Below are 16,741 nucleotides of genomic sequence, written 5' to 3'. Positions count from 1 at the left end.
CATGACGAACCCCTCGACGTTGTATCGCGGCGGCGTGCTGCACTGCCCCGCCGACCCGAGCGCCACCGCGCTGCTGGTGTCCGGTGGACGGATTGCCTGGTTGGGGACCGACGGTGACGCGCCGCCGGCCGACCGGGTGGTGGACCTGGGCGGGGCGTTGGTGACGCCGGCGTTCGTCGACGCGCACGTGCACGCCACCGACACCGGGTTGGCGTTGTCCGGGCTGGCGTTGTCCGGGGTGCGTTCGGCGGGGCAGCTGCTCGACGCGGTGGCCGGGTTCGCGGCGGATCTGCCGGCGGACGCGGTGGTGCTGGGGCACGGATGGGACGAGTCGGGTTGGTCGGATCCGACGTTGCCGGACGCCGCCGCGCTGGACCGGGCCGCCGGTGGACGCCGGGTGTACCTGTCGCAGGCGTCGATCCACTCGGCGTTGGTGTCGTCGGCGTTGCTGGCGGCGTGCCCGCAGGCGGCGCAGGCGGCCGGGTACGACGCGTCGGGCTGGTTGCGACGCGACGCGCACCACGTGGTGCGGGCGGCCGCGCAGGCGTCGGTGAGTCGGGCGCAGCGGGTCGCGGCGCAGCGGGTGGCCCTGGCCCACGCGGCGTCGTTGGGGATCGCGGCGGTGCACGAGTGTGGTGGCCCGGAGATCTCCGACGAGGAGGACTTCACCGGTCTGCTGGGCATCTCGGGCGCGGGGTTGCCGGAGGTGTACGGGTACTGGGGTGAGTTGGGTGGTGCGGCGCGGGCCCGGGAGTTGGGCGCGGTCGGCGCCGGTGGGGACCTGTTCGCCGACGGGGCGTTGGGTTCGCGCACGGCGCACGTGTCGCAGCCGTACGGCGACGGTGACGGCTGCGGGCACGGGTACCTGTCGGTCGATCAGGTGCGCGATCACCTGCTGGACTGCGCGGCGCACGGCATGCAGGGCGGGTTCCACGCCATCGGTGACGCGGCAATCGGCACCGTCCTCGACGGGTTCGCGGCGGCGGCGCGGACGGTGGGGGTGGAGCGGTTGCGGGCGGCCCGGCACCGCATCGAACACGCGGAGATCATGAGCAAGGCGTTGATCGCGCGGTTCGTGGAGTACGGGGTGGTGGCGAGCATGCAGCCGGCGTTCGACCGGTTGTGGGGTGGTGCGGGCCGGATGTACGAGACCCGGTTGGGGTTGGACCGGTCGTTGGAGTCGAACCCGATGGGTGCGATGCACTCGGTGGGGGTGGCGTTGGCGTTCGGGTCGGATTCGCCGGTGACGCCGCTGGACCCGTGGGGGTCGGTGCGGGCGGCGGTGGCGCACCACAACCCGGCGCAGCGGATGAGTGTGCGTTCGGCGTTCGCTGCGCACACCCGGGGTGGGTGGCGGGCGGTGCACCTGGACGTCGAGGGGGTTCTGGCGTTGGGTGCGCCGGCGACGTTCGCGGTGTGGTCGACGCCGGCGGGGGTGGAGCGGGGTCTGCCGGTGTTGCAGGCCGAGGATCCGGAGGCGCGGGGCTCGGACGACCCGACGCCGCTGCCGGTGTGCCGGCGCCTGGTGCTGCGCGGTGAGGTCATCTACGAGGAAGGGTCATCATGACCGGGAAGCTTGATCTTGATCCGGTGCTGGTGGCGCGGGCGCGGGAGTTGGCGCGTCGGGCCGGGCAGCCGGTGGTGGACCTGGCGCGCAGCCACACCACGGTGTCGGTGGAGCGGGCGGTCCTGCGCCTGGCCGGGGTGACCGGCGCCGACCCGGACGGCATTCCGTGGGTGAACCGGCTCGTCGACGCGGTCGCCGCGGACGTGGGGTTGGGTCACGGGGTGGCGGTGCCGGTGTTCGACGCCCTGGTGCGTGAGGGCAGCACCGACGTGACGTTGCTGGCGCAGAAGGCCGCGGCCGGGTCGGTGCGGTTCACCCAGCCCACCGGGCGGGCGGCCACCGCCGCCCGGTCGGCGGCGCGCAAGGCCGTCGGCGCGGGCATTCGGCGCATCGACCGGCGGCGCGCCGAGCGGGACCGGCTGGTGAAGCGCCACGGCGACCCGGCGCAGCGGCCGTGGATCTACCTGATCGTCGCCACCGGCGACATCTACGAGGACATCCCGCAGGCGCAGGCGGCGGCGCGCGCCGGTGCGGACGTGATCGCGGTGATCCGCTCCACCGGGCAGTCGTTGCTGGACTACGTGCCCGAGGGCGCGACCCGGGAGGGCTTCGCCGGCACGTACGCCACCCAGGAGAACTTCCGGCTGATGCGCGCGGCGTTGGACGAGTCGTCGAAGGAGGTGGGCCGCTACGTGCGGTTGACCAACTACGCCTCCGGGCTGTGCATGCCGGAGATGGCGACCCTGGCCGGGCTGGAACGCCTCGACATGATGTTGAACGACTCGATGTACGGGATCCTGTTCCGCGACATCAACCCGGTGCGCACGTTCGTCGACCAGCGGTTCTCCCGGCAGGTGCACGCCCGCGCCGGGATCATCATCAACACCGGTGAGGACAACTACCTGACGACCGCCGACGCGGTCGACGAGGCGCACACGGTGACGGTGTCGCAGCTGCTCAACGAGTTCTTCGCGCACGAGGCGGGGTTGGCGGACTGGCAGTTGGGGTTGGGGCACGCGTTCGAGATCAACCCGGAGGTGCCGGAGTCGTTCCGGTTGGAGTTGGCGCACGCGTTGCTGGCCCGGGAGTTGTTCCCCGACGCCCCGTTGAAGTGGATGCCGCCGACGAAGCACATGACCGGTGACGTGTTCCGGGGCAACCTGCTCGACGGGTTCTTCAACCTGGCCGGCGCGCTCACCGGTCAGGGCATCCTGCTGGTGGGGGTGATGACCGAGGCGGTGGTGACACCGTGGTTGTCCGACCGGGACATCGCCCTGCAGAACGTGCGGTACGTCCTCGGTGCGGCAGGTGGGCTGCACGAGGACTTCGTGCCGGCACCGGGCGGGTTCATCCGCCGCCGCGCCAACCAGGTCCTCGGTGAGGCACTGGACCTGCTGGAGCGCATCGGGGAGCAGACGCTGCTCACGGCGATCGCCGAGGGCACCTTCGGGATCATGAAGCGGCCCGCGGACCGCGGCAAGGGCCTGTCCGGGGTCGCCGCGCACGAGGCCGACTACTGCAACCCGGCCACCGACATCCTGGAGGCGGCGGCGTGAGCGGGGAGAAGCAGATCGTGCGCCCGTACGGGGACACCACCGGTGACGGCATGGTGCAGGTGTCGTTCACCCTGCCGGTGACCCACGACAAGCGCGCCGAGGGCGCGGCGGTGCAGTTGGCCAACAAGATGGGCATCGACCCGGCGATGGTGGTGCACGCCAAGCCGATGGGCGACGGGTTCACGTTCTTCGTCGTCTACGGGCGGGTCAACCACCTGGTCGACCTGGGCGCCGTGCAGGTGGTGGAACGGGACTTCGCGCTGCTGTCGGCGAAGGACGTCAACACGGTGATCAAGCAGCGGTTGCGGCGCAAGCTGTCAGTGGTCGGGGCGTGCATCGGCACCGACGCGCACACCGTGGGCATCGACGCGATCCTCAACGTCAAGGGCATCGCGGGGGAGAAGGGCCTGGAGTACTACCGGGAGTTGAAGGTCACCAACATGGGCGCTCAGGTCAGCGTGCCGGAGCTGGTGGAGACCGCCCGGGCGGAGAAGGCCGACGCGGTGCTCGTGTCGCAGGTGGTCACCCAACGCGACGCGCACCTGCACAACACCCGGGAGATGTCGGCCGCGTTCCGCGAGGCGATGCCGGCGGGGCAGCGGCCGCTGCTGATCGTCGGTGGGCCCCGCTTCGACGAGACCATGACCGACGAGTTGGGCGTGGACCGGATCTTCGGTCGGGGCACCACGCCCGGCGAGGTGGCCAGCTACCTCGTGCACGCCCTGATCACGCAACGGAAGGCGATGGCATGACCGACGCACGGCTCGGGTTGACGGTGACGCACCGGCGGTATGTGCCGTACTCGCACGCCCACTACGCCGGCAACCTGGTCGACGGGGCGTACGCGCTCGGATTGTTCGGCGACGTCGCCACTGAGGTGTGCATCCGCACCGACGGCGACGAGGGCCTGTTCGCCGGGTACGCCGACGTGCGCTTCCACGCGCCCGTCCACGCCGGGGACGTGGTCGAGGTCACCGCGCGGGTGTCGCGGGTGGGCACCCGCAGCCGCACCCTGGAGTTGAGCTGCGCGGTGGTGTGCCGGGGTCGCCCGGACCGCTCCGCGTCCGCCGCCGAGGTCCTCGACCCGCCGATCGTGGCGGTCACCGCGACCGGCACCGTGGTCGTCCCCGCCGCGTCGTGACCCTGGCGGTCTGCGCCGACGTCGGTTCCACGTACACGAAGGTGGCGGTGGTGGACCTGACCGCCGGTGTCCTGGCCGGCGCGGCGTCGGCGCCCACCACGGTGGGCACCGACGTGCTGCACGGCCTGGACGCCGCGGTCGCGGCGGCCACCGCCGGGCTCGGCGTGCGCGACGTTCCCTGGTACGTGTGCTCGTCGGCCGGTGGTGGGCTGCGGCTGGCCGTGATCGGCTACGAGCCGCTGGTCACCGCGCAGGCCGGCCGGCGGGTCGGATTGTCCGCCGGCGCGCACGTGGTGCACGTCGCGGCCGGGCGGCTCGGCGCCGCCGACCTGACGGCGTTGCGGGCGGCCCGCCCGGACGTGGTGCTGCTCGTGGGCGGCACCGACGGCGGCGACGCCGACACGATCACCCACAACGCCACCCGTCTCGCGCGGGCCCGGTGGCGCCGGCCCGTGGTGTACGCGGGCAACGCCGACGTGCGCGAGCAGTTGACCGGGCTGCTGCGCGACGCGGGTGTGCCGGTCACCGACGCCGACAACGTCCTGCCGCGCATCGGGGTGCTCGCCCCGGCGTCGGCGCGGGCGGCGATCCGGGCGGTGTTCCTGCGCCACGTCATCGGCGGTAAACGACTGTCGCGGGGTGCCCGGTTCGCGCGGTTGGTGCGGGCGGCCACCCCCGACGCGGTGCTCACCGGTGTGGAGGTGCTCGCCGACACCCTCGGCGGCGACCTGGCCGTGGTCGACGTCGGTGGGGCCACCACCGACGTGTACTCGGTGCTCACGCCCGACGAGCGGGCCACCGGGCCGGGCCGGGAGGTCGCCGGCAGCCTGTGGCGGGCCCGCACCGTGGAGGGCGATCTGGGCATGCGCTGGAGCGCCCCCGGGGTGGTGCGCGCCGCCGTGGAGGAACGGCTGCTCGCCGCCGGCGAAGCCGACGACCTGGCCGCCGCGGCGGCGCGACGGGCGGCCGACCCGGCGTTCCTGGCCGTCGACGACGTCGAGCGGGCCGTGGACCGGCGCATCGCCACCCTCGCCGCGACGGTGGCGCTGCGCCGGCACGCCCGGGGCGCCGCGACCGGTGAGCGGGCCGGTCGGGACCTGCGCGACGTGCGGATGCTGGTGGGCTCCGGTGGGGTTTTGCGGCACTCGCCGGCGGACGTGTCCGGGCAGGTGCTGACGGCGGTCCTGGCCGACCACGCCGGCGGGTGGGCGCTGCCGCGCGCCGCCGCGGCGGTGGTCGACGCCGACTACGTGTTGGCCGCCGGAGGGCTGCTCGCCGAGGAGCACCGGGCGGCCGCGCAGTCGCTGCTGCGTCAGCATCTGCGTACGCATTGAGACTCGCCGACCCGACACGCCGTGTCGCAACACACGACAGGCCGGCTGCGGGTTGACAAGCGACGGGGGTCGGCACGTACCGTCTTTGAGTCCTACCACGGGAAGCGGCTGTTGTTCGCTTCGTCCCTTCGTCCGCTGGCCGAGCGACATGTTCGAGCGTCATCGTCGCGGCGGCCAGGTCCAGCGGGCGGGGGTCGGCGGGGCGGCGCGAACCGGCCGCGGTTACCGGTGTACGGGCAGGGTGAGGTGCACGGCCAGTAGACAACGGCCCGGCGGGGGCAGCCAGTCCACGTCCGGTCGGTCCGAAGGTCGTCGTGCCCCATCCTCGCCACACCGGCCGGGAAGGGCCTGGGAGCATCGGGGCGCGGCGCGAGCCGCGCCCCGATTTCATGTCCCCCGGGTGGTTCGTGCCCGACGGCCCGACGCGGCCGGTGCACCCGCCAGCCAGGTAACCTTCGCCCCGTGATCGAGGTGAAGCGGTGACGACCCTGGACCGGGATGAGACGCACACCCCGGCGGCGCTGCCCCGGCCGGTCGTTGCCGGTCGGCCGCTGCCGCTGCGGGTCGCCGTGCCCCTGGCCGTGGCCGCCGGGCTGGCCCTGCTGGTGGCGTTCCCCCCGTACGGGGTGTGGCCGCTCGCGCCGGTCGGCGTGGCGTTGCTGGCCGCCGCCGCGCACCGACGGCGGTTGCGCGCCGGCGCCGGCCTGGGCTTCCTGACCGGGGTGGCGTTCTTCGCCCCGCTGCTGGCCTGGACGAACCTGCACACCGGCTACCTGCCGTGGGTGCTGCTGTCGCTGCTGCAGGCCGGCTATCTGGCGTTGCTGGGCGCGGCCACCGCCTGGGTGTCGCCGCTGGTCGACCGCACCCGCTGGGCGTGGCCGGCGCTGACCGGGCTGCTCTGGGTCGGGCAGGAGGCGCTGCGCGACCGCACCCCGTTCGGCGGGTTCCCGTGGGGGCGGTTGGCGTTCAGCCAGGACAGCTCACCGCTGCTGCGGCTGGCCGCGCTCGGCGGCGCCCCGTTGATCACCTTCGTCGTGGCCCTCATCGGCGGGTTGCTGGTCACCGCCGTCTGGCGGGGCTGGGTCACCGCCCAGCACCACGCACCCGAGCCCACCACCACGCCGAGCGACGCCGTGCCGGGCGCTGACGGCCCGCTGGACGGCCCCGCACGCACCGGGGGTGCCCTGGCCCGGCGGTGGACGCCTGTGGTCGTACCGGCCGTCGTGGCCGTCGCGCTGACCGCCGGGGGCCTGCTGGTGCCGGTCGCCACCGCCGGCTCCGGCGACACCGTCACCGTGGCGATCGTGCAGGGCAACGTGCCACGGCTGGGCCTGGACTTCAACGCCCAACGGCAGGCGGTGCTCAACAACCACGTCGACGCCACCATCGAACTTGCAGGTCGGGTCGCCGCCGGGCAACAGCGGCGACCCGACCTGGTGGTGTGGCCGGAGAACTCCAGCGACATCGACCCGCTGCGCAACCCCACCGCCGGGGCGCGGATCTCCCAGGCCGCCGACACCATCGGCGCACCGATCCTGGTCGGCGCGGTGCTGCTGGGCCCCGACGCCGGGCAGGTCCGCAACGCGGGCATCCTGTGGCACCCCGGCACCGGCGCGGACCTCGAGCAGCTGTACACCAAACGCCACCCGGTGCCGTTCGCCGAGTACGTGCCGCTGCGCGACCTGGCCCGGATGGTCAGCAAGAAGGTCGACCTGATCCGCAACGACTTCGTGCCCGGAAGCACCCCGGGCGTGGTACGCGCCGGGCCCACCGTGCTCGGTGACGTGATCTGCTTCGAGGTCGCCTACGACGAGGTGGTCCGCGACACCGTCACCGGCGGCGCGCAACTGCTGGTGGTGCAGACCAACAACGCCACCTTCAACGTGGCGGAGGCCCGCCAGCAGATGGCCATGGTGCGGCTGCGGGCGGTGGAGCACGGCCGGCCGGCGTTGATGGCCTCCACGGTCGGAGTGTCCGGGTTCGTCGCACCCGACGGGCGGGTAAGCGATGCCACCGGGTTCAACACCCGGGAGGTCGTGGTGCGGCAGTTGCGGCTCGACGACGGACGCACCCTCGCCACCCGCCTCGGCTGGTGGCCCGAGGTGGCGCTCGCCGCGCTGGCCGCGGCGGCCCTGGTCGGCGCGGCGGTGCTGCGCCGGCGGCAGCGGGTCAGGCCCGGATAGCAACAGCCGGTACGCCGGCGGGAGCGGAGGAACCGTGATCCAGGCGACCGATACGATCCGACGCGCGGACGAGGTGCCCGGGGTGGGCCGGGTGCTGGTGGTGATCCCCACCTACAACGAGGCCGACAACATCGCCGTGATCGTGGGCCGGGTCCGGCGGGCCGCCCCGGCGGTGCAGATCCTCATCGCCGACGACAACAGCCCCGACGGCACCGGCGCGATCGCCGACGCCCTCGCCGACGGCGACGCGCACGTGCAGGTGCTGCACCGTCAGGGCAAGCAGGGCCTCGGCGCGGCGTACCTGGCCGGGTTCGGGTGGGCGCGCGAGCGTGGCTACCAGGCGGTCGTGGAGATGGACGCGGACGGCTCGCACGCCCCGGAGGACCTGCCGGCGCTGCTGGACGCCGCCCGCGACGCCGACGTGGTGATCGGCTCCCGGTGGACCAGGGGCGCGCGGGTGCTCAACTGGCCGCTGCGGCGGCTGTTGCTGTCGCGCGGCGGCAACCTGTACGCGCGCCTGGCACTGGGCATGCCCGTCTCGGACGCCACCGGCGGTTACCGGGTGTACCGGATCAGCGCGTTGGACGCCATCGACCTGGATTCGGTGACATCGCAGGGCTACTCGTTCCAGGTGGAGCTGTCGCGGCTGGCGCACCGCGCCGGGGTGCGGATCGTGGAGGTGCCGATCACCTTCGCCGAGCGGGAGCGCGGCGACAGCAAGATGAGCCCGAAGATCGTGGCCGAGGCGCTGTGGCGGATCACCGCCTGGGGGGTGCGCGACCGGCGTCAGGCGGTACGCCGGGGCCTGCACGGCACCGCCACCGGCCAGGCACGGTGGCCGTGAGCGGGTCAGGCACGGTGGCCGTGAGCGCGACCGTGTCATGCTGGATGAGCGGAACACGTCCGTGGTGTCCGCAGGAATGGCGATGAGGTGAGATGCGCCGAGGACTGAGGTTCGTACCGTTGGCCCTGTTGCTGGCGGTGGTGCTGGAGCTGGCGGTGTTCGTCGGTGTGGGGCGGGCGCTGGGGTTCGGCGTGGCGGTGTTGCTGGTGTTCGCCGCGTCCCTGCTGGGGTTGGTTCTGCTGCGCCGCGAGGGGATGCGCGCCTGGCGTGGTTTCCGCGCCGCGGCGGCGGCCGGGCAGCCCCCGGGTGGGCAGGTGACCGACGGGCTCGTCGGGCTGGCCGGTGCGCTGTTGCTGGCGGCGCCTGGCCTGGTCAGCGGGGTGGTCGGGTTGCTGCTGCTGGTGCCGCCGGTGCGTCGACTGGCCCGCGCCGGGGTGCGCCGCGCCACCGAGCGGCGGGTGTCGTCGATGGTCGCCGGTGACCTGTTCGGGCCCCGCACGGTGCGGGTGCGCCAAGGTGCGCCGCAACCGGCCCCGCAGCCGGAACAGCCGGTGGTGGTCGACGGCGGTCGGGCCATCGAGGGCGAGATCGTCGAGCCCGGCCGGCACTGAGACCAGGCCACCTACCGCGCTCAGGACAGACACGACGGCGCCCCCGGGGAAAACCCCGGGGGCGCCGTCGTCGTGCGTCGTGCGGCTCAGGCGCGGCCGCGGCGGGTCCGAACCTCCTGAAGGCGCTCCTCCAGGATGTCCTCCAGCTCGGCGATGGAACGCCGCTCCAGAAGCATGTCCCAGTGGGTACGCGGCGGCTTGGCCTTCTTCTGCTCCGGCTCGCTGCCGTCGACGAGTCGGGCGACGCTGCCGTCGAACTTGCATTCCCAGGTCGTCGGGACCTCGGCGTCGACGGCGAACGGCACCTCGAACTGGTGGCCCTTGGCGCAGAGGTACTCGCGGGTCTGACGCGGCGCGAGCTCCGTGTTGCGGTCGGATTCATAGCTCACCGCGCCAAGGCGGCTTCCGCGCAGCATACGCTCGCCCATGATCGACTTCCCCTCGTTCGTGGTGCTGGTCTTCTGGGTGTAACGGTGCGTCCCCGTCGAGCCATTCCCGCCCGAGGGCGTGAGGCATCCACGGGTGGGCCGGGACCAAGGGTAACCGGCCGGGACGCTCACCCGGTGAGGTGATCCCCAGGCAGGTCGGGACAACGGTGTGTGTCCGCTGCCACCGGGGAGGTTAACCGCCCGAGCCTACCGAAGGTTGCGCCACGATCATCAGGTGGCGTCGCCGGGAGCGGCTGCCCCGAGGCGGGCCAGCGCCAACGCCAGGTCACTGACCTGGTCGCCGAGCTGCGCCACCCGCCGCTGGGCCAGGTCCCGGTCGGTCTCGGCGGCGTCGAGTCGTACCGTCAGGGCGGTGCGGTGACCCTCGGCGGTCGCCGCGGCCTGCCGGGCCACGGTCAGCTCGGCGGTGAGCGTGTCGCGCTGGGCGGCCAGGGCCGCCACCTCCGCGCGCAACCGCGCGGCCAGCTCCGCGGCCTCCTGCCGGGCGTCGTCGGCCTGCCGGGCGGCGACCTCGGCGCGGTCGCGGGCCCGGTCGGCCTGCTCGCGCGCCCGGGCGGCGTCGGCGGCCTCGGCGCGGGTCCGCGCCGCGTCGGCGCGGGACTGCTCGATCTGGCGCCGGACGTCCTGCACCTCGGCCTGCCACCGCCCGGCCCGCTCGGTCGCCTCGGCGGCGGCGCGGCTGGCCCGTTCGGCCTCGGCACGCAGCGCGTCGCGTTCCACGCTCAGGTCGGTCACCCGCTGCCGTTCGGCGTCGCGCTCCGTGCGCAGCTCCCGCGCCTCGACGCGGGCCTGGTCGCGGTCGCGCTCGGCCTGGGCGCGCAGCGCCTCGGCGGCGCTCGCGTCGTGGCGCGCCTGGTCGCGGGCGGCCTCGGCGTGCCGCGTCCGCTCGTCGGCGGCGGTGGCCTGCCGCTGCGCCAGCTCGGCGCGCTGGCGGGCGTCGTCGGCCTCGGCGCGGGCCTCGCGGGCCTGCTCGCGGGCGCGCGCCGCGTCGGCCGCCGCGGTCTCGGCGTCGTCGCGGGCCTCGTCGCGTTCGGTCTGCGCCGCCGCGATCTCGGTGGCGGCCTCCGCGCGGACCTGCGCGAGCTGCCGCTGCACACCCACCGGGGACAACTCGGCGTGCAGCGACTCGGTCAACGTCTCGACGATCTGGTCGAGTCGGTCCACCGCCTCCCAGGTGCGGGCCACCTGCCCGGGCAGACCGGGGGCGTTGCGGTGCCGCATCCGGCTGTTGCGGGAGGCGCGCTGGCAGGCGCCGTCGTTGTCGCGGCAGTAGCGAAACGGTCGGCCCGCGCCGACACGCTGCGGAACCGGCGCTCCACAGTGGGCGCACGGGCGGGTCTCGGTGGTGCTGGGCTGGGCGTCCATCGAGGGCGAAGTCTAGTGCCGGTCGATCAGCTCGCCGCCCGGGCCGTCGCGTCCAGGGTGTAGCGGCGTTGCAGCAGCAGCGCCGCGAGCATCGCCACCGCCGGCAGCAACCCGAAGCCGTAGCGGACCGCCGCGAGCGCGGCGTCCGGCTGCACCGGCGACTCACCGGCCGTCGAGGCCACGAAACCACCAACGGTCAGGCACAGCGCGTACGCGTACGGGCCCAGGGCCGCACCGGTGGCCTCGGTGGCCGTCCACACCCCGGTGTAGGTGCCGGCTCCGGTGCCGCCGGCGTTGCTGGCGGCGCGGATCACGTCGGGCAGCATCGAGAACGGCAGTAGCTGCATGCCGGCGAACGCCACACCGAGCACCGCCACCGCGGCCACCAGCACCGCCAGGCCGGCCGGTCGGCCCACCGCCAACACCAGCGAGCCCAGGGCGAACGCGCCCTGCGCGCCGAGCAGCGCCCGCTGCTTGCCGACGCGTCGGGCCACCACCAGCCAGGCCGGGGTGACCAGCAGCGCCGGCGCCACGAACGCGGCCACCAGCACCGTGGTCAGACCGGGCGCGCGCAGCTCGTACTCGGCGTAGTACGGCACTCCGGCGAGCACCAGGTGGGTGGTGGTGGACATCGCCAGGTACGCGGCGACCAGCCACCGGAACTGCCTGTCGCGCAGCGCCCTGCGCAACGCCCGCCATCCGCCGTGCCCCGACGCGCTGCTGGCCGGCGCGGACCCGCGCAGCCGGGCGATGCCGGCGACACCGACCAGCATGGCCACCAACATCCCCACGGCCAGGACCACGCCCATCCGCTGGTAGCCGCCCCGCGTCGCGGCGTCGCCGCCGGTGAGCAGCGGGGCCAGCAGCCCGGAGACCAGGATGCCCAGGGTCAGCACCACCATCCGGAACGCCATCAGCCGGGTGCGTTCGTGGTAGCCGATGCGCAGGTCGGCCGGAGTGGACAGGTAGGGGACCTGGTAGGCGGCGAAGAGCAGGTTGCCGGCGATGAAGAACACCGCCACCCACGCCGCGGCCGGCGCGCCGGTCAGGCCGCCGGGCACCGCGAAGAGCGCGGCGAACGCGACCGGCAGGGCGCAACCGAGCAGCAGCAGTCGACGACGGTCGCCGCGTCGGGTCTGCTCGACGTCGGCACGGTGCCCCACCCAGGGGTGCAGCAGCACGTCGGCGATCTTCGGCAGCAGCAGCGCCAGGCCGGCCAGCCACGGCCCGACGGCCAGCACGTCGGTGAGGAAGTAGAGCAGCAGCAGGCCAGGCACTGTCACCCAGACACCCATGCCGAGCGAGCCGGCCGCGAAGCCCGCCAGGGGCCCGCGCGGCAGCGTCGCGTCGATGGCGGCCGCGGGCCGCCGGTCCAGCCCGGTCATCGCCGCATCCTCTCCGCAATCCAACGGTTGCTGGATTCTAGGGGCAGAATGGCGGCCATGACCATGCCCCGCCGCCGCCCGGGTCGACCCCGCCGCGACGAGACCCGGCCCACCCGCGAGGTGGTGCTCACCGCGGCGACCGCGCTCTTCGCCGAGCGGGGCTTCGACGCCGTCGGGCTGCGGGAGGTCGCCGCCGCCGCCGGGGTCGACGTCGCCACTGTCGCGCACCACACGGGTACGAAGGCAGCGCTCTACGACGCGTGCTTCGCCCGGGTGTTCGCCGCCGAACGGGACGTGCTGACCGAGGCCGCCGAGCAGGCCAGCGCCGCTCTCGACGCCGGTCCTGACGCGGCGCGACGGGCCCTGCACGAACTGGTCGACGTCTTCGTCGACTTCCTGGAGGACCGCCCCGAGACCACCGCGCTGTGGCTGCGCCGCTGGTTGGAACCGCAGCGGCACGCCGAGCTGGACCAGCGCTACGCCGACCCGTTGTACCGGCTGGTCGCGGAGCTGCTCACCGCCGCCGCGGCGACCGGCGCCCTCGCCGAGCCGACCCCGCACATCACCGTGCGCAGTCTGGTGTGGGCGACGCACGGGCACGTGGTGGCGCTGGCCGCGGGCGCGCCCGGCGCTCGGGAACGGCGCGAGTTCCGGTCGTTCGTGCACCGCCTGCTCGACGGGCTGTACGGATCACCGACCCCTTGACGGGCCGCCCCCGCGAGACGATTATCCATCGGACGTTGGATTAACGGGGGTGGCAATGGGCGTACCACAGCGGGTGGCGGTGATCGGGGCCGGCGCCGCCGGGCTCGCCGCGGTCAAGGCACTACGCGACGCCGACGTGCCGACGGTGGGCTTCGAGGCCGCCGAGCAGGTCGGTGGCCTCTGGGTGTACGGGGCACCCGACTCGCCCGCGTACCGCACGCTGCACCTCAACACCAGCCGTGGTCGCACCCAGTTCGCCGACCACCCGATGCCGACCGACTGGCCCGACTACCCCGACCACCGTCGCGTCGCCGGTTACCTCGCCGACTACGCCGCGCGCTTCGGTCTGGCCGACACCATCCGGCTGCGCCACACCGTCGAGCGGGTCACCCAGCATCCCCACGGCACCTGGACGGTGGCCGCCAGCGGCCCGACCGGCCCGGTCGAGGTCACCGTCGACGCCGTGGTCGTCGCCAACGGGCACAACCGGGTGCCCCGGCTGCCCGACCCCGGCTACCCCGGCACCTGCACCGCCGAGCAGATCCACAGCCACGACTACCGGGGCCCGGAGCAGTTGGCCGGCCGGCGGGTCCTGGTCGTCGGCGGCGGCAACTCCGCGATGGACATCGCCGTCGACGCGTCGTACGCCGCCGCGCGCACCCTGCTGTCGCTGCGCCGGGGCGTCTGGGTGGTGCCGAAGTACCTGCTGGGGCGCCCCTCGGACACCCTCAACGGGGCGTTGGCCCGCCGACTGCCGTGGCGTCTGCGCCAACGCATCAGCCAGACGATGCTCAGCGCCACCGTCGGCAACCCCACCCGCTACGGGCTGCCCGCACCGACGCACGGCTTCCTGCAGGACCACCCGACGCTCTCCGACGGGTTGCTGTCGAGACTGACCCACGGCGACGTCGAGGCCCGACCCGGTGTCGCCGCCCTCGACGGCGACCGGGTGGAGTTCACCGACGGCCGCAGCGACAGCGTCGATCTGATCATCTGGTGCACCGGCTACCGGGTGGACGTCCCGTTCCTCGACCCGGCGCTGCTCGCCGGAGGCGCCGACACCCTGCCGTTGTACCGGCACGTGTTCCACACCGACGCCCCCGGGCTGAGTTTCGTCGGGTTGATGCAGTCCACCGGCTCCGCGTTCCCCCTGGTCGAGGCGCAGGCCAAGCTGATCGCCGCACACCTCGCCGGCCGGTACGCGCTGCCGGACCCGGAGCGACAGCGCGCCGCGTGCCGGGCCGAACTGCGGGCCGCGACCGCCCGCTGGGGTCAGCGCCGCCCGGCGATGCGGGTGGACTTCGACGTCTACCTGGCCGAGCTGGCCAGGGAGTTGACCGCCGGGACCCGCCGGGCCCGCTCCGCCACGGCGCCCTCGGTGGGGGCACCCCGGTGAGCGGCCGGTCCCTGGCCGGTCGGCGGGTGCTGGTCACCGGGGCGAGCGGGACCTTCGGCCGCCACCTCGGTGCCGCGCTGAGCGCGGCCGGCGCCCGGGTGGTGGGGCTCGACCTGCACGCCCGTCCCGACGACGACGTGCCGGTGCTGAGCTGCGACCTGACCGACCCGGACGCCGTACCGGCGGCGGTGCGGGCCGCCGTCGACCGGCTCGGCGGGCTCGACCTGCTGATCAACAACGCCGGGGTCGGTGGTCCCGCGCCGGCCGAGTTGCCACCCGACGAGGTGGTCCGCCGGCAACTGGAGGTCAACCTGCTCGCCGCCTGGCGCACCACCGCCGCCGCGCTGCCCCCGCTGCTCACCGCACGCGGACGGGTGATCTTCGTGGCCAGCCGGATGGCGGTGCTGCCGCTGCCGCTCGCCGCCGCGTACGGGGTGAGCAAACGGGCCCTGGTCGCCTACGCCGACGCGCTGCGCCACGAGGTGGGCACCCACGTCGGGGTCAGCGTCGTCTACCCGAGCATGGTCGCCTCACCGATCCACGACAGCACCGCCGAGGCCGGGCTGTCCCTGCAAGGGGTGTCGCGCCCCGAGCCCGTCGAAGGGGTGGTCGCGGCGATCCTGCGGACCGCCACCGCCCGGCGGGCGCCCCGGGACGTGGCGACCACCGCACGCGGCCGACTGGAGATGGCCGTCGGCCGGCACGCGCCCGCGCTGGCCGACCGGCTGGTACGCCGTACCCTCGCCGCCCGCCTCGCCGCCGGTGACCTGGACGCCGCGCCGCTGGCCGCCGGGATGCTCGGTCGCCACCGGGGGCGCTGACCGACGGGTCAGGGCGTGGCGACGGCCGCGCGCGAGCGGTCGGCGGCGATGCGCACAGCCAGCGCCGCGAGCGCGGTGCCGGTCACCCAGCGCTGCACCCGCAACCACATCGGCCGGCGGGCGAAGAACCCGGCCAGCGAGCCGGCGCTGAGCACGATCAGCGCGTTCACGCTCAGCGCCACGACGATCTGGGTCAGACCGAGCAGCAGGCTCTGCGTGGCCAGATGACCCCGCGTCGGGTCGATGAACTGCGGTAGCAGCGACACGTAGAGGATCGCGATCTTCGGGTTCAGCAGGTTGGTGACCAACCCCATGGTGAACAGCCGCCGGGGCGGGTCCGGCGGCAGCGGCGCCGGCCTGAACGGCGAGTGCCCACCCGGACGCAGCGTCCGCCAGGCCAGCCAGAGCAGGTAGCCGGCGCCGGCCAGCTTCACCACCGCGTACAGCGTCGGCACCAGGACGAAGACGGTGGCCAGGCCGGCGACCGCCGCCGCCAGGTAGACGCCGAAGCCCGCGGCCACCCCGAGCAGTGAGACCAGCCCGGCCCGGCGGCCCTGCGCCACCGAGCGGGACACCAGGTAGACCATGTTCGGGCCGGGCGTGAGCACCAGTCCCAACGCCACCAGCGCGATGCCCAGCAGTGCACCCGTACTCACCACGACGCTTCCCCCCGTTTGACGGATCCCACACCGACCGTAATCGGGATGAACATCCCAACCCAGGGCCACCTGGCAGGCCGTGGCCTGCGATCCGGGGTGATCCACTCGCGTTCGGTGCGACGGCGGCACCGTCGGCGGGAATGCGCACCGTCGCGAGCGTGCTGACCCCTGGCAAGTGCGTGTCGCCGGCCGGAGGCGGCGCGTTACGGTGGCCAGGGAGGTGCCGCACGGTGACCGAGGCGTGGGAAGCGTCAGTGGAGGCGAAGATCCAGGATGCCGTTCAGCGCGGCGAGTTCGACGACCTGCCCGGCATGGGCAAGCCGATCCCCGGTCGGGGGGCGCCGTACGACGAGGCGTGGTGGATCAAGAGCTTCCTGGAGCGCGAGGCGCTCCCCAGTGACCTGCTCCTGCCCACGTCGCTGCAACTGCGCCGACGCATCGAGCAGGTCCCCGACGAGGTCCGTGACCTGCCCACCGAACAGTCCGTCCGCGACTTCGTGGGGCAGTTGAACGCGCAGATCGTGGCGTGGCTGCGCTTCCCCGACGACGGCCCCCGGGTCGCGGTGCGCCCGGTGAAGGTCGAGGACGTCGTCCGCCGTTGGCGCGCCGAACGGGCCCGCCCCGCGGTCACGACGACCGCCACCGAACCGGCGACCGTTCCGACACCCTCGCGCCGACCCCGCCGTAGCTGGTGGCGGCGGTGGCGCCGACGGGGCTGACCGCCG

Annotated in this window: 16 protein-coding genes; 12 read left to right on the top strand and 4 right to left on the bottom strand. The window is 74.2% G+C overall.

Annotated elements, in window-relative coordinates:
- Nucleotide 1: 1 nt before the first annotated feature.
- From ABTW72_RS28805 to ABTW72_RS28770, 8 genes are all read left to right on the top strand, one after another.
- Nucleotides 2-1,567, top strand: a complete 1,566-nt coding sequence (locus ABTW72_RS28805) for an amidohydrolase (RefSeq protein ID WP_350863969.1) — start codon at nt 2-4, stop codon at nt 1,565-1,567.
- Nucleotides 1,564-3,123 (top strand): lysine 5,6-aminomutase subunit alpha, encoded by a 1,560-nt coding sequence (kamD, locus tag ABTW72_RS28800; protein ID WP_350863966.1) that lies wholly within the window; start codon nt 1,564-1,566, stop codon nt 3,121-3,123. Before ABTW72_RS28805 ends, kamD begins: the two co-directional genes overlap by 4 nt.
- Nucleotides 3,120-3,875 (top strand): lysine 5,6-aminomutase subunit beta, encoded by a 756-nt coding sequence (gene kamE, locus ABTW72_RS28795; protein ID WP_350863963.1) that lies wholly within the window; start codon nt 3,120-3,122, stop codon nt 3,873-3,875. The genes kamD and kamE overlap by 4 nt, the downstream gene beginning before the upstream one ends.
- Nucleotides 3,872-4,264, top strand: coding sequence for a 3-aminobutyryl-CoA ammonia lyase (kal, locus tag ABTW72_RS28790; RefSeq protein ID WP_203125289.1), 393 nt, complete (start codon nt 3,872-3,874; stop codon nt 4,262-4,264). Before kamE ends, kal begins: the two co-directional genes overlap by 4 nt.
- Entirely contained in the window at nt 4,261-5,598 is a 1,338-nt protein-coding gene (locus ABTW72_RS28785) for a glutamate mutase L (RefSeq protein ID WP_350863960.1), read from the top strand. Before kal ends, ABTW72_RS28785 begins: the two co-directional genes overlap by 4 nt.
- Nucleotides 5,599-6,077: 479 nt before the next feature.
- Nucleotides 6,078-7,781: an apolipoprotein N-acyltransferase gene (gene lnt / locus ABTW72_RS28780; protein WP_502892259.1), complete on the top strand. Its 1,704-nt coding sequence runs from the start codon at nt 6,078-6,080 to the stop codon at nt 7,779-7,781.
- 34 nt (nt 7,782-7,815) lie between these two features.
- The gene (locus ABTW72_RS28775) at nt 7,816-8,625 is read left to right on the top strand and encodes a polyprenol monophosphomannose synthase (protein WP_244220309.1); all 810 of its coding nucleotides are present in this window, start codon (nt 7,816-7,818) and stop codon (nt 8,623-8,625) included.
- A gap of 92 nt (nt 8,626-8,717) precedes the next feature.
- A complete protein-coding gene (locus tag ABTW72_RS28770) occupies nt 8,718-9,236 on the top strand; it encodes an FxsA family protein (protein ID WP_350863957.1) in 519 nt (172 codons plus the stop codon).
- An 86-nt stretch (nt 9,237-9,322) separates the two neighbouring features.
- Here ABTW72_RS28770 and ABTW72_RS28765 read toward each other — a convergent pair whose 3' ends face one another.
- The 3 genes from ABTW72_RS28765 to ABTW72_RS28755 all read right to left on the bottom strand — a co-directional run bounded on the left by ABTW72_RS28765 (nt 9,323) and on the right by ABTW72_RS28755 (nt 12,435).
- The gene (locus tag ABTW72_RS28765) at nt 9,323-9,664 is read right to left on the bottom strand and encodes an RNA polymerase-binding protein RbpA (protein WP_030327608.1); all 342 of its coding nucleotides are present in this window, start codon (nt 9,662-9,664) and stop codon (nt 9,323-9,325) included.
- A gap of 231 nt (nt 9,665-9,895) precedes the next feature.
- Entirely contained in the window at nt 9,896-11,050 is a 1,155-nt protein-coding gene (locus ABTW72_RS28760; protein WP_350863954.1) for a coiled-coil domain-containing protein, read from the bottom strand.
- A 26-nt stretch (nt 11,051-11,076) separates the two neighbouring features.
- A complete protein-coding gene (locus ABTW72_RS28755) occupies nt 11,077-12,435 on the bottom strand; it encodes an MFS transporter (protein WP_350863951.1) in 1,359 nt (452 codons plus the stop codon).
- Nucleotides 12,436-12,492: 57 nt separating this feature from the next.
- Here ABTW72_RS28755 and ABTW72_RS28750 point away from each other — a divergent pair, with 57 nt between their 5' ends.
- The 3 genes from ABTW72_RS28750 to ABTW72_RS28740 are packed head-to-tail and all read left to right on the top strand — an operon-like array spanning nt 12,493 to nt 15,357.
- The gene (locus ABTW72_RS28750) at nt 12,493-13,140 is read left to right on the top strand and encodes a TetR/AcrR family transcriptional regulator (protein ID WP_231396244.1); all 648 of its coding nucleotides are present in this window, start codon (nt 12,493-12,495) and stop codon (nt 13,138-13,140) included.
- 55 nt (nt 13,141-13,195) lie between these two features.
- Nucleotides 13,196-14,536 (top strand): flavin-containing monooxygenase, encoded by a 1,341-nt coding sequence (locus tag ABTW72_RS28745; RefSeq protein ID WP_350863948.1) that lies wholly within the window; start codon nt 13,196-13,198, stop codon nt 14,534-14,536.
- Nucleotides 14,533-15,357, top strand: a complete 825-nt coding sequence (locus ABTW72_RS28740) for an SDR family NAD(P)-dependent oxidoreductase (RefSeq protein WP_350863945.1) — start codon at nt 14,533-14,535, stop codon at nt 15,355-15,357. Before ABTW72_RS28745 ends, ABTW72_RS28740 begins: the two co-directional genes overlap by 4 nt.
- Nucleotides 15,358-15,365: 8 nt before the next feature.
- Here ABTW72_RS28740 and ABTW72_RS28735 read toward each other — a convergent pair whose 3' ends face one another.
- Nucleotides 15,366-16,016: a LysE family translocator gene (locus ABTW72_RS28735; protein ID WP_112724882.1), complete on the bottom strand. Its 651-nt coding sequence runs from the start codon at nt 16,014-16,016 to the stop codon at nt 15,366-15,368.
- Nucleotides 16,017-16,246: 230 nt separating this feature from the next.
- Here ABTW72_RS28735 and ABTW72_RS28730 point away from each other — a divergent pair, with 230 nt between their 5' ends.
- Nucleotides 16,247-16,735, top strand: a complete 489-nt coding sequence (locus ABTW72_RS28730) for a DnaJ family domain-containing protein (protein ID WP_350863942.1) — start codon at nt 16,247-16,249, stop codon at nt 16,733-16,735.
- Nucleotides 16,736-16,741: the final 6 nt, after the last annotated feature.

Origin of the sequence: Micromonospora sp. NPDC127501, assembly GCF_040302185.1 — a bacterium.
In the GTDB taxonomy this organism is placed as follows: domain Bacteria; phylum Actinomycetota; class Actinomycetes; order Mycobacteriales; family Micromonosporaceae; genus Micromonospora.
Note: the sequence above shows the minus strand (reverse complement) of the source record. Positions and strands in the feature narration are given on the sequence as shown.

What these genes read in the sequence shown, in the direction of transcription:
- ABTW72_RS28755 (WP_350863951.1), bottom strand. Translation starts at nt 12,435, where the DNA reads ATGACCGGGCTGGACCGGCGGCCCGCGGCCGCCATCGACGCGACGCTG.
- ABTW72_RS28760 (WP_350863954.1), bottom strand. Translation starts at nt 11,050, where the DNA reads ATGGACGCCCAGCCCAGCACCACCGAGACCCGCCCGTGCGCCCACTGT.
- ABTW72_RS28765 (WP_030327608.1), bottom strand. Translation starts at nt 9,664, where the DNA reads ATGGGCGAGCGTATGCTGCGCGGAAGCCGCCTTGGCGCGGTGAGCTAT.
- ABTW72_RS28745 (WP_350863948.1), top strand. Translation starts at nt 13,196, where the DNA reads ATGGGCGTACCACAGCGGGTGGCGGTGATCGGGGCCGGCGCCGCCGGG.
- kamD (WP_350863966.1), top strand. Translation starts at nt 1,564, where the DNA reads ATGACCGGGAAGCTTGATCTTGATCCGGTGCTGGTGGCGCGGGCGCGG.
- ABTW72_RS28805 (WP_350863969.1), top strand. Translation starts at nt 2, where the DNA reads ATGACGAACCCCTCGACGTTGTATCGCGGCGGCGTGCTGCACTGCCCC.
- ABTW72_RS28750 (WP_231396244.1), top strand. Translation starts at nt 12,493, where the DNA reads ATGACCATGCCCCGCCGCCGCCCGGGTCGACCCCGCCGCGACGAGACC.
- kal (WP_203125289.1), top strand. Translation starts at nt 3,872, where the DNA reads ATGACCGACGCACGGCTCGGGTTGACGGTGACGCACCGGCGGTATGTG.
- ABTW72_RS28770 (WP_350863957.1), top strand. Translation starts at nt 8,718, where the DNA reads ATGCGCCGAGGACTGAGGTTCGTACCGTTGGCCCTGTTGCTGGCGGTG.